Below are 12,718 nucleotides of genomic sequence, written 5' to 3' on the forward strand. Positions count from 1 at the left end.
ATAACAAAAATGGTTTTAAAGATAACAAATTTGGTTGCCGATATATAACAGAAACGGTTCTAAAGATAACAAAAATGGTTACTTAATTGTATGAAAAGAGATTTAAGATAACAAATTTGGTTATATGCTATATAGTTTTATAAAGATTAAGCTTCATTATCTAGGTACTTTACATAATTATCTTATGTAAAGTACCTAGATATCTTACAGCGGGAAGTCTATTGTAAGTTTTTGAAAAAAATTAACTATAACAAAGTGAATTTGTTTGTTATAGTTAATTTAGCAGTAAAGGTAGGAAAGGAATGACGTATGTAGATATGTCTATAAATCAAGATTTACAAATTAGAGAGAATAATATTGTTTCCAAATCAAATACTTTGATTGAAGCTAATTCACGTTTGAATTTAGTTGAACAAAAGATGTTACTTTGTTTGGCAAGTAATATTGAACCCAATGATCGGGATTTTAAAACATACACATTCCCAATTAAACAATTTCATGATCTACTTGGTTTGAATGGATCTACTAAATATACAGAGTTAAGTAAGATTACAAAGGAACTATTATCAAAAGTAATTGAAATTCGAGCAGGAGAAGAATTAATACAAGTATCTTGGCTTTCTTCAGCCATTTACAATAGAAATAAAGGGACGATTGATATGCGTTTCGATCCTTTATTAAAGCCATTCTTATTAGAATTAAGTAGCAAGTTTACAAGTTATAGATTGGCTAATGTTGTTAAATTAAAAAGTACATATGCTATACGTATTTATGAACTACTTAAGCAATACGAAGATCTAAAAGAACGTACAATTAGTCTGGAAAATTTAAGGTATTACTTAGATGCAATGGATGTATACCCAAACTATGCAAATTTCAAACAACGTGTGTTGAAGCCATCTCAAAAAGAATTAAACCAAAAAACAGATATTTCTTTTGAGTTTGAGGAAATTAAATTAGGTAGGAAAGTACAAAAAATTAGGTTCATTATCCGTGCTCAGAAAAAGAAAGATTCTGATATAGTTCATTTCGAAAAGAAATTAGATAAATTTCAACAACCAAATACATTCGAACAAAAAATTAAAAGGTTCGAAGAACGCTGTAAGGAAAAAGTGTTTCCTAAGGTGTTTGAGAAATGGGCGGCGCATAAAGAAATTGTATTAGAGATAATTGAGGATATACGTTTTCGTTCAGATATTGATTCACCAATCGGTTATGTAGAATTTATTCTCAATTCTCGATTAAAAGAACTGTCCGATCAACAAATATCAAACGAAAGTATTCAAAATGAAGATGATTCCAATAATACTTTACTAGAAATTGATACTATTATAGATTCAGTTATTACTAAATATTCAACATCTACAGGGACTGTAGCTACATTCTTAGTTAAAGATACAACAATCGAAGAATTGGTGAAAGTAGTCACATTAGAAGAAGCAGAAGCTATTTGGAAAGAAAAAGAAACGTTTGTTATGGATAAAATTTATGAATTTATTAAAAGAAATAGAAGTAAGAAAAGATACTAGTGTGATATTAAAAAAGTTCTTTCAGTTCGAAGGAACTTTTTTAAATAAGGAAAATAGCTCATCAACAGTGAAAATTCAATTGGGTATTTTTCCGTAATCCTCATTCCTTTGATGCTTTAATAACATAGAATATATTATAACAATAATTAACAGAATATTCTGTAATGTATTGAAAAATGCTCCTCAGCAATATGGACAATTGCATTATTTGGTATTATATATTATAAGAATATTCCCTTTATTTTACGGGATTATGGGATGATGGGGGAGAAATATATGAACGTTCATGTGAAAGGGAATGAACAATTGGTACAAACTTTAAATGAATGGTACTTCAAAATCAGAGCAAGAGATCTTGATGCGGCGATCAGTTTAAAAGATAAGATCGACTTAGTTATAAGTGAATTTAAAGAAGAGCAAATTTTGATGTTACATTACTACCTCATAGATTTTCGGCATAATTATTTACTTAACAATCTAGGGATTTCTACTGACAGTTTTGAAATTATTGATACATTTGATATACCACAAAATAATTATTTAACATATTATTATCATTTTTTTAAAGCGATTTACTATAATGCAATCGGAAATTATCAATCTTCCCAAAAATTTTATGATAAAGCAGAATCATTGTTAAAATATATCAATAATGAATTAGAAGTTGCTGAATTTCATTATATGTTAGGATATAAATTTTATGAAACATACAAAGGTTTTTTAGCCTTACAAGAATTATCAAAAGCTAAAGGGATATTTTCTAAATATGCTGAATGTGAGAACAACCTTGCTTTTTGTAATAATCTATTGGGGTTAACTTATGCTGATTTGGATGAATTTGAACTTGCGAGTAAGTACTATACATTAGCATTAAATGCCTTCAAAAGCATTAAAGAAGAGACCTTCATCCTAATGGTAAAACAAAACATAGCCTTAATGTATGCTAAACAGGATCGCCCTGATTTAGCAATTCAGTTTCTTTCAGAAGTTAATAAAAAGATGTTAAACAACTATAAAGCTTTATTCGTTGAAGCAAGAGAATACGTTAAATTACTCGAAAAGGATGTAGCTTGTGAGCGTATTGAGCGAGGAATAAATATCTGTAAACATCTTGGTATCGAAGAGTATTTGCATCATTTTCGTATATTACAAGCTTTAAATAATAATGTAGTTGCGTCAGAATTAGAGGTTATTATCTTAGAAGGTATTGAATATTTTGAAAAACAAAAAATATCAGAGTATACTAAGGAATATCAAGAACAATTAGCGCATAAGTATTATGAGGAAAAGAACTACCTTAAATCGTGCGAATATTTCGAGTTGTCCAGGAAGACGAATAATATATTTAAAAAGGGTGATTTAAATGAAGAAATTACATTATAAATCTATTGGACTGTTAATAGCTATGACTTTAATATTTAGTGTACAAACTCCGGTAAGCAAAGTTACCCAAGACCTTATTGTTCAATATGCACATGGAAATGGAGGGGGATAAACCCCTCCATTTTAATTTATAAATAAAGTAGATATGAACAATAATTTAAACATCTTTATTAGCTCTATTCAAGGGCTTTCAAAATAAAGAAAGTTGCTCATCCTCAGATGGTACATTAATTGTTACCCTGTACTTATAATATTTACCCATTCTATGTTCTATTTCACTTTCTACTTGCTGTATAGCATCATTGGGTGTATTTGCAGTAACGTATACCAAGTCAGGCTCGTATACTTCTCCATTTGGGGATATAATTGTGAATTCTACTGGGTATTTTTCCACATCTCTCATTCCTTTTCATATTAATACTACAAAAAATATCCTAATACACATATGGCACATATAACACTACTTACTACAATAATAAAAGCCATTATCCTAAATAACAAATGTCCAAGGTAATAAAAGCCTAGACATATAAGAGTGATAATCAACAAGATTCCTATAATTTGCAAAACGACTGAATGAAACAAATACAATAAAATTAAGATAATTATCAAGAGCGAAAAGGATTTTGGAATCTTAGTTCGCTTTTTTTGGTGATTTCCTGGTGCTTCCATAAGCTCACCACTTTCAGTATATAGGTATGTTCTCATTAGAACCATAATTCGTATATAATATAAAAATGGAGTGCTTTCTTTAATAAGTAAGCACTCCCTCATATGATTATTCGTCTTGTTGTCTTTTTACTTATACTGATTTCACTCATTTAGTTATGTTCTTAGAAATCTATCTCTTCGCTATCTTCCTTAGAAATCCCACCAATAACTTCTTTAGCGTCAATAATTCTACCTTCTTGTAGTATTGGCTCTTCAGCTTTTATATTTTCCTGTTCTGTGGCTGAAACAAATCCATTATTCAATAGAAGATCCAATTTACTTTCAACTGTATCTAACAAGTTTAATCTTTGTTCTACATTATCTAATTTTTGTATTAATTGTTCATAACGTTTTTCATTTTGTACTAATTCAACAACAAAAGCTGTTAATTGCCTACTACTAGCTTTTTCATTAAGGATCTTATATACATCATCAGGCATATTATCAGCTTGTAATGCCATCTTTCTATTTTTAGCCATCATCAGCACGTCCCTTTATTCTAAGCTAACTGTCCCTTCATCTCATCAATTGCTTTTAATTCTAATGCAGCTAGGTTAATTGTACGTGATGTTGGAGCAAATACTTCTTTCTCGTTGCTTTGAATAATGTCGTTCAAGAAGAAGTGATTGTTTTTAGCAGCTGTTTCAGACATATGATCTAATAAAGCAAGACGGATATATGGTTCTAGAACTGGAGCTTCGCCTCCGATATAGATGAATTTCAATACTGTGTTTGTACTTGATGGAATGAATACATCCAACACTTTAGCAACTAAAATTGTTGCATATTCTTGTAGTGCACCTACAATTTCAGTAGTGAAATCATATTCTTCGCCAGTATTTTCATTCGAAAGCACATACTCCTGATTTTTATAATTATTAACAATAAATTTCTCTAACGTTCTTAGATCTTTAAAATATTGAATTAATTTTTCTTTTCTAAAACGCTCTAGGTATCCTAAGAACGGCTCAATATCAATCACTTGGAACGAATCTCTGTGTTTAGGTGTAGTAAGGCCCTTACCTAATTGTACGGCATCTGTCGATCCACCACCAATATCAGTTAAGACAACTTCATAATCATCAAATTTCTCAGATTCATAACGTTTTTCAATACTAATTACATTTGAATTTTTATCTTTTAAAACCATTTTATATTTTAATGAATGTCTAGCAACCTCTGATTCATTTCTACACTTTGCTGTATTAACCGTAATCGATAAATCTCTTTCCATTCCTGGTGTTAACACTTTAACTTTATGTTCACCAATAAATCTTTGTTCCATCTTTTTATGGGCAATGCTAAATTTCTCTTCACGCTTTAAAAGCCAAATTGGAAGCATCATATTCATGTTTTCAATTTCAACTTCATTATCGTCTTTATCAGCGTTAAGTGCATGATAATATGCAATTGCCCCTAAAAAGCTTATGTATGGGATAGGGCTATTAATTTTATCGTGCATTTTATTCACATGAGAGTTTGCTAATTGATTATCTTCAGCTAATTTCCCTACTAAATAATAAGATTCTTCACCCTCAATTTCAGTTGAGATAAGCAATCTATCTAACAAATCTTCTGGTCTAGAAATACGATCAACAAGTAAATCTTCAGCTTTTTTCTTTGAAATCTTAACTACATTAGTTGCAAGCTCAATATAATAACCATCAACCATAAAATTATTGAAACTATTTCCGAAATCCGCTACTTTTCTTCCGATTTTCATTTAAAATTCCTCCTCTATACTTTAAGTACGACTTAAGTATCACTATAAATTATATTTTAGCACAATTAACCAAAAATAAAAACACTTTTCGAAGCAAGTACGACTTAAATCACACTTGTTATCCGAGTTAACTTACACGTTAAAAAAATTAACAAATTAACAAGGGAATACCCTGTTTTAAACGAATTAGACAGATAACGGTTAGATGTCGACATGACGAACATCAAAGATAATGAATAAAAGTAAAATAACAACATGACGGGCAATAATGATGGCGAACTATAACGGGATGACAGAATGACAGACGTTAATGCTTATGAATAACAACTACATGGTAACGTGACGGACAACAATAACGATGAATAACGATAAGGTGGTGAAAGGACAATGGATAGGGAAGAACCTTATAAGAAGACATATTCCCTCGCAGATATTGCTAGAATACTTGGGAGACCACGCACAACTTTACAGGCATGGCGAGATCAATTTAAGCCATATTTACCTACCGTGGCTGGGACAAGAGGCCGTACACTAAGATATGAAAAGGAAGCATTAGAGCTTTTTAGATTAATTGCTGATATGAAAGATGTACAGGAGCCACCAGAATTAATAGAGCAAATGTTGAAACAAAATATAGATTATATTGTAGTAGAAGAGGTTGACGAAGACGACGGAATAACGAAACCAATTATCCAGACAATGTATGAAGGCATGAATAAAATTATTATCCATTTTGAAGAGCAAAAAGCTATGAATATGAAACTTTTAAAACGTATAGATAATTTAGAACAAACTAATCAAACTCTACTGGACAAGATTGATGAACAGCAAAAGGCTATTGTTGGACAAATAAACAATAGGGATCAGCAGTTATTAGAAGTGGTTCGAGAAATACAAGAAACAAAAAAGTTAGTTGCATCTACTCAACAAGAAAAATCATGGTTTACCAGGTTATTCAAAAAATAATTTATCTTAAATTAGGGAATCCTTTGTATTTTATATAGGATTCCCTTTGTATGTTGAAAAAACGATAAGCTTCCCTAAAAAATTATAAAAAAATAGAATTCTATATTTAATAAATCTTGTTTTAAAAACTAAGGAAAATAAAAACATTAGAATCAATTTTTAATCCTTTATGCTAACTACAACAAGCTATTGAAGATTTCTTCTTAGTAAATATCAAAATTAATTTGTTAGTAAATAAGTGTATGTTCAAAATTAAATGGGTGTGATTTTAATAGTAGAATTACAAAGAAAATAATAACAGTTCATAGAAAATGAGTAAGGTTTTTGTTTGCAAAATAATTAGGCAATGGAAAACTCTAAGAGGACATGACAAATAACCTTGCTTTATATGATTTTTTTCAGCAAGGTTAAATTCTATTGTGTTTTTTTTAAAATTAATTGTTCTCTTCTAAAAAATTATAAAAAAGAACTTTATTATTATTGTTTGTACTAAAGAGTGAATTTTTCCTTTGAGAATCACGCTTTCTACGTTCGTGATTCTGTTTAGATTTTTGAACAAACATTTTTATGAAATGTGCAGGATTACTATTATTAGCTTTATTAAATTGGAACCATTGTACACATTCTTCGAAATCCCATCTTGTGTAGCGGTCGATATCCAGTGGCAACCTTAAAGCAATTGTGTAAGCATCATTTTCAGATAGGTATGTTAGTTTTTGACTCAAAATGTAGTAATACGCTTTTTTCTGATCGTCACTCAAATAATCATTTAAGTCTTGTAATCTATTCTCTTTCTCTTTCTCTTTCCCCTCATTATCCACAGCCGGTTTTGAGTATTCTTCAATGCTGAAAAGGTCTAGGTAAGGTGAAGGTTTTAAAATGTTTTTTTGTATATCTTCAAGATCTGTTACATCAGATTTTTTACTAATCTTGCTCTTTAAAAATTTAGTGAAAGTAGAACAAACATTAATTACTACGGCCCACTTTACCTTGAAGTATTCGATAATTTTTAAATAATTGTTATGTAAGGTTAAAATGTAAACAGACGGGGCAATCTTACCATGCCTTCGTACTTTAATCTGTTGGCATACACCCAAATCTTGCAGCCAATTTAACACATAGTTAATAATAGGCTTTGAAATTCCTGATTTTTTACTGATACGATCTTGTTTAACTTGGGAATATCCTTCTTGTACTAAGTATGATAAAACTGTTTCTAAAGCTTCATATTTACGTTTTGTGAGGTAATCCTTTGTAGTAACACCCTCATATTCTAGGACAATATTATCAATGTAAGTAATAACTTTCTTAATTGAATGATTAATAGCCCCAGGAGTTTTGGATAAGTGATGGATGTGGGGACTTAGTTCCGCTTTTGCTCGACTAAGCAAAAAGTTTTGCAACAACACTGAAAAAACCTCCTATTTTTCCCACCACAAATAAATAGAAAAATGCTGGGAAAGTAGAGGTTTTTATTCACATAATATATATTAAGTGCTATAATAGTTGTAGATAATATATATTTTAATATGTATAAAACCCCTACTATCTTAGGATTTTTAATTGATTCAGCCGCCAAACTGAAAGATCAATTAAAAATGGCTTGTGGTAGGGTTTTTTTATTTGTAATAATTTAACCGGAAAATTTAATTATGCATTAATTTTATAACTATTAAGATAGAATATCAATCTAATAATTAGTATTTTTTACTTAAATAGGTTGTTTGTTGATGAATTCAATTAAATTAAGACGTAAAATATACGAACTAAAGGTCTCTAATATTTAGAGACCTTTTTTTGGAGTTCATGTTGAAGATAATTGGTAAAATTAACGAAGTCTATATGTAATTGATCATATTTGTATCCAAAAAATCTAAGGTATTCAGTCAGCTCTTTTTCTAAGCGTTCTTGTTTTTCAGGGGGTAATAAAAGAATTTCTTGATGTAGCTCTTTTACTTTTGTATATATGTCTTGTTTTTTTTCATGTTCGCTTATTGTCAAATATAATTCTACATTATTAATTATATCTTGTTTGTGCTCAATTTTTTCTGTAGGTGCTTCATTATTTAGAGTAGCTGTGTCACTTATTCCTATTAAATAATCAGCGCTGACATCAAAAATTTGTGCTATTGCAGCCAAAATGTTGTACGGTGGCTCTGAACCTTTCTTTTCCCAATTCGATACAGATGCAGAACTAAAAGAAGATCCTACAACTTCACTTAATTTTTCCCCTAACTCCTTCATTGACCAACTACGTTCTTGGCGTAATTTTCGTAAACGCTCGCTAAAAATATTCATATTTTTAGTCCTTTCATATAAATTCATATTTCAGATACGTTAAAAATACTAAAATGAGTATAAAATACATATTATTTTGTGTATATTTAAGTAAATGAAACTAAAATATTTAATTTTTTAGTAAATTTTACTTGTTTTTCACTTTAAAAGTGATGTATACTTAATTTATACTAATCGAGAGGAGGTATTTAATACTTATGTTATTAAGTGAACGGCAATCAAAAGATTACTCTTTAACACAACTCGGTCAAAAAGTTAATATTAAACCTCAAGTTCTCCATGCGATCGAGAAAGGAAAAACAAGTGTTAATTCCGAAAGAGCAGAAAAAATTGCTAAGTTTTTTAATAAACCGGTCGAATACTTTTTTATACCAACTTATTACCGAGTTCGAGAATAAATAAAAAAAGTTAAAGTTACTAAATAAAGTTCCAAAGTAACCATATAAGTTTAATTATAGTAAAAAAAACTAGTAATTCAAATAGAATTAATGATTCAAAAACTGATCTTTGAAAACTGCATATCATTTGAGGGAGCTGTTAGTATGTTGAAACGATCGTATCAAACGTTACTCATTGCTATGAGTATGCTTCTAATTGTCTTAAGTTTTGTATTTCCACTTACTAAGGCAAGTGCTGAAGTCATCAATCGTGAGAAATACGAAATGGATTGGAGTTTTAGTCCCATGTATGGGAAAGACCTACGGACAGAGTTGTTGAAGAATACGAATGGGCAAATTGCGTATTGCTTAACGTATGGAAAATTAAGTCCTAACGGTAATGATCTTCCAGAAATGGGGCGTACAGATGATATTGTGTATCGGGTTCTTCTAAATGGATATCCGCAAAAAAGTCCAGAAGAATTAGGTGTTTCAGACTGGAAAGAAGCGCATTATGCGACACAGCTTAGTGTTTGGACAGCGTTGGGTCAAATTGACATCAATGAAGTTCAGCATCGTAATGGAAATGTTGCGAAGGCTGTAAAAGCTATTATTGGTGGTGCAAATGCAAGCCAGGAAACACAAGACCTGTACATGAATGTAACGCCAACAGACAATCAAGAAGCAAAACTTAATGGTGAGTACTTTGAAACGACAGTCTATCAAATAAAAAGTAACGCTAAGAACGGTGTATTTACGGTTCAACTAGCTAATGCACCGATTGGAACGAAAGTTGTTTCTACAAAAGGTGAAACGAAACAACAATTCAATTTAGGAGAACAATTCCGTATTCTAGTACCGAAATCCTCTCAAACAGGTAACTTTTCCTTAAAAGTAACATCTAATCTTTCTAATTTGCAGGCAGTAGCATATCAAGGAACTGATAAAGTCCAAGATGCAACAGTCCTTTTAGAAAAAAATGAGGAAAAAGTGAGTGCCGATCTACAAGTAAACTGGAAATCCCTTGGTGGATTGAAAGTTGTAAAAGAGGGGGGACAAAAAGAATTGCTACAAGGTGCAGTATTTGAAGTCATGAACAGTGCAAATCAAAAAGTAGGCACAATGACTACAAATGAGCAAGGTTCAGCAAGCCTTTCTGGTTTAGAAATCGGAACTTATACTCTTAAAGAGGTAAAATCACCTACTGGTTATATACTGAATGAGCAGCCGCAACAGATTGAAGTTAAAACAGGTGAGGTTGCTACGATTACAGTACAAAACGTAAAAGTAAAAGGAAACATTGAGATTAAGAAATTAAGTGATAACGGAAAAACTCTTCCAAAAGTTGAGTTCACAGTGTATACAGCAGAGGGAAAAGAAATCACAAAAACAACTACAAATGAACAAGGGATTGCACAAGTGAAAGATCTTCCATATGGAAAGTATTATTTTGTTGAGACAAAAGGGGTAGAAGGATATCTTCTTAATCTAACTAAATTTCCATTCGAGATTAAAGAACAAGGGAAAACGTTGACGTTTACTGTTGAAAATAAAGAAGTAAAAGGAAACGTGCAACTTCTAAAAGTAGATGGAGAGAATCCAGATAAAAAATTAGAAGGTGCAGTGTTCGTTCTTCAAGATAGTAAAGGGAAGAAAATAAGTGAATACAAAAGTGATAAAAACGGTTTGATTGAAGTGAAAGACCTACCATTTGGAGCATACTCATTTGTTGAGAAGCAAGCACCAACTGGCTATGTTTTAACGAAAGAATCTATTCCTTTTAGTATCTCGGAACAAGGAAAGACAATCATGCTAACAGCGAAAAATAAGCACATCACAGGAGAATTAGAGATTAGCAAGGTAGATATTGCAGATGGCAACAATAAGCTTCCGAACGCTGAATTTACTATCTTTAACGAGCAAGGAAAAGAAGTTGCAAAAGGAAAAACGGATGAAAACGGCATTGCAAGATTCAAGCTTCCATATGGAAAGTACACGTATAAAGAAACATTCGCACCAGACGGCTATTTACTGAATGAAGAAATATTCTCTTTTGAAATTAAAGAGGATGGTCAAATTATTAAGCACACGGTGAAGGATCAGAAGAAACCGACACCACCTACACCAGAGACACCAAAACCAGAAATACCACAAAAGCCAGAGCAACCAGAAGCACCACAACCGCAGGTACCGGAACAACCAAAAGTAACCGAAAAACCTGTTATTCCACAACTAGAGACACCACAACAAATTATTATGAAACCACAACTAGAACAAACACCAAAGAAAATCGAAACGTATCTTCCGACAACAGGCGGTAAAGCCGAAAATTCATACATAAAATGGATCGGTCTTGCATGTGTCGTACTTGGCTTAATTGGAGCCGTATTTGCAGTAAGAAACCGTAAGAAAGCTCAATCTTAATATGAAAGAATATGAAGCTCATTTTAGCGAAATTGATGAAAATCCGTTAGGCTTTGCTATTGGATGTCGGAATGCATGTATACTCGTTATTCCCATTTGGATCGTTGTTTTTTGGATAGGGAGCAAGATATAAGAAACCGAGAGGGAGATGATATAAGATGTCAGAAATCTACGTCGGTAAAATGAAAAAAATAGGGAAACTTGGGGAAGACGATATGCAGCGCAAGAGTGCTTGGTTGTCTGAAGAATTGATGCAAGCAATTTCAATCGCTCAAACAGTAATTAAACCATTAAAGCAACATGATTATTGGATAGAATCCGCTACAAAATTACTGGCAGGAAGTATTTTGTATCTGGATCAACGGCATAAAAATCTATATTACCTAGATGTGAAAAAAGTTATTGAGTTCACGGAAAAAATGTATGAGAGTGAAGCGAACTTGGTAGAGGTAGTAAATTCGCTCGAAAATGAGCATCCAGCATATCATATCTTCCATGAGCTAGGTCTTTATTCAAAAGAAACAAGGGATGCGATAACTATCACTTTGCTATACATTCTTGAAAAACATCAACGTGAAAAGCAAGGGGAACAAAAAGAGTATTTTTGGTTTCAGTAGTAGTCAGAAGAGGAAAATGAAATAGGAAGGAGTGCAATACATGTTAGGCGTAGCTAAGAAGTATACAAAGGTGATTAGAGCGTTGAAAGAACTGAATGAAGGTGAAAAGGTTGCAGGTGTCATAAAAGCTCGTTTTGGAGCTTATAAATCGGTCATAGAAGGTGTGAAGGAAACAGCCGATGATTTTATTTTCATTTTTGATCCGAATGGCATCTTTTATGAAGATACCCATCACGAAAAACGAAAACAAGGTTATCACACCATCAAACATGATTTACTAACTGGTTATGAAACACTTGAAATGGATGTAAAGCAAAAATCGGTTGTGTATATCAGTATCGAAACGGAAACAAGCACGTATCAAGAGAGAGGAGAAGCATTATCAAATTTTCTTCAATATCTAACAGAATGTAAGAATATAAGACCGATTCACCTGGTATTTCATCAATATGATTTGTACCCGATCCCTCATATGGAGCAGTTTTTGAAAGAAAGCGCAACATACCACATTCAGCATTCAATCGTAGTTGAATCTCAATCCGCATTACAACACATATACGGAAAAGAGGCAGCACAACGCATCATAACCTCGTATAACACAACAATCCTAGCATGATCTAAAGCACTCGTTCACTATTTCATCCTATCTAGATGGCTAGAAAACTAGACAAGGGAGAAGCGCTTTTCTCC

The 12,718-nt window shown here is 31.8% G+C and carries 12 protein-coding genes; 7 read left to right on the plus strand and 5 right to left on the minus strand.

Annotated elements, in window-relative coordinates:
* Positions 1 to 302 precede the first annotated feature (302 nt).
* Together BM089_RS29525 and BM089_RS29530 are read left to right on the plus strand one after the other, a co-directional pair.
* Entirely contained in the window at positions 303 to 1,529 is a 1,227-nt protein-coding gene (locus tag BM089_RS29525; protein WP_090979017.1) for a replication initiation protein, read from the plus strand.
* A 276-nt stretch (positions 1,530 to 1,805) separates the two neighbouring features.
* A complete protein-coding gene (locus BM089_RS29530) occupies positions 1,806 to 2,912 on the plus strand; it encodes a response regulator aspartate phosphatase (protein WP_090979020.1) in 1,107 nt (368 codons plus the stop codon).
* Positions 2,913 to 3,102: 190 nt separating this feature from the next.
* On the opposite strand, the gene BM089_RS29535 is transcribed toward BM089_RS29530, so the two are convergent.
* From BM089_RS29535 to BM089_RS29545, 3 genes are all read right to left on the minus strand, one after another.
* Entirely contained in the window at positions 3,103 to 3,315 is a 213-nt protein-coding gene (locus BM089_RS29535) for a hypothetical protein (protein WP_254791384.1), read from the minus strand.
* Between the two features lie 430 nt (positions 3,316 to 3,745).
* Positions 3,746 to 4,102: a hypothetical protein gene (locus BM089_RS29540; protein ID WP_090979042.1), complete on the minus strand. Its 357-nt coding sequence runs from the start codon at positions 4,100 to 4,102 to the stop codon at positions 3,746 to 3,748.
* A 20-nt stretch (positions 4,103 to 4,122) separates the two neighbouring features.
* Positions 4,123 to 5,346, minus strand: a complete 1,224-nt coding sequence (locus BM089_RS29545) for a ParM/StbA family protein (RefSeq protein WP_090979025.1) — start codon at positions 5,344 to 5,346, stop codon at positions 4,123 to 4,125.
* Positions 5,347 to 5,733: 387 nt separating this feature from the next.
* Here BM089_RS29545 and BM089_RS29550 point away from each other — a divergent pair, with 387 nt between their 5' ends.
* The gene (locus BM089_RS29550; protein WP_090979028.1) at positions 5,734 to 6,312 is read left to right on the plus strand and encodes a DUF3967 domain-containing protein; all 579 of its coding nucleotides are present in this window, start codon (positions 5,734 to 5,736) and stop codon (positions 6,310 to 6,312) included.
* A gap of 434 nt (positions 6,313 to 6,746) precedes the next feature.
* Here BM089_RS29550 and BM089_RS29555 read toward each other — a convergent pair whose 3' ends face one another.
* Both BM089_RS29555 and BM089_RS29560 read right to left on the minus strand, forming a co-directional pair.
* On the minus strand, positions 6,747 to 7,721 hold the full coding sequence (locus BM089_RS29555) for a Replicase RepFR55 (RefSeq protein WP_090979031.1): 975 nt from the start codon (positions 7,719 to 7,721) through the stop codon (positions 6,747 to 6,749).
* A 367-nt stretch (positions 7,722 to 8,088) separates the two neighbouring features.
* Complete coding sequence (locus tag BM089_RS29560; RefSeq protein WP_001020340.1) at positions 8,089 to 8,610, minus strand: helix-turn-helix domain-containing protein; 522 nt, start codon at positions 8,608 to 8,610, stop codon at positions 8,089 to 8,091.
* A 197-nt stretch (positions 8,611 to 8,807) separates the two neighbouring features.
* Here BM089_RS29560 and BM089_RS29565 point away from each other — a divergent pair, with 197 nt between their 5' ends.
* The 4 genes from BM089_RS29565 (at position 8,808) to BM089_RS29580 (ending at position 12,644) form a co-directional block, all read left to right on the plus strand.
* Complete coding sequence (locus tag BM089_RS29565) at positions 8,808 to 9,008, plus strand: helix-turn-helix transcriptional regulator (RefSeq protein ID WP_048536239.1); 201 nt, start codon at positions 8,808 to 8,810, stop codon at positions 9,006 to 9,008.
* Positions 9,009 to 9,152: 144 nt separating this feature from the next.
* Positions 9,153 to 11,411, plus strand: a complete 2,259-nt coding sequence (locus tag BM089_RS29570; RefSeq protein WP_090979034.1) for a SpaA isopeptide-forming pilin-related protein — start codon at positions 9,153 to 9,155, stop codon at positions 11,409 to 11,411.
* Positions 11,412 to 11,569: 158 nt separating this feature from the next.
* A complete protein-coding gene (locus tag BM089_RS29575; RefSeq protein WP_090979037.1) occupies positions 11,570 to 12,028 on the plus strand; it encodes a type IV secretory system conjugative DNA transfer family protein in 459 nt (152 codons plus the stop codon).
* 40 nt (positions 12,029 to 12,068) lie between these two features.
* Positions 12,069 to 12,644 (plus strand): TraM recognition domain-containing protein, encoded by a 576-nt coding sequence (locus tag BM089_RS29580; RefSeq protein WP_090979039.1) that lies wholly within the window; start codon positions 12,069 to 12,071, stop codon positions 12,642 to 12,644.
* Positions 12,645 to 12,718: the final 74 nt, after the last annotated feature.

The organism is Bacillus sp. 5mfcol3.1, from assembly GCF_900114335.1.
GTDB lineage: Bacteria > Bacillota > Bacilli > Bacillales > Bacillaceae_G > Bacillus_A > Bacillus_A thuringiensis_S.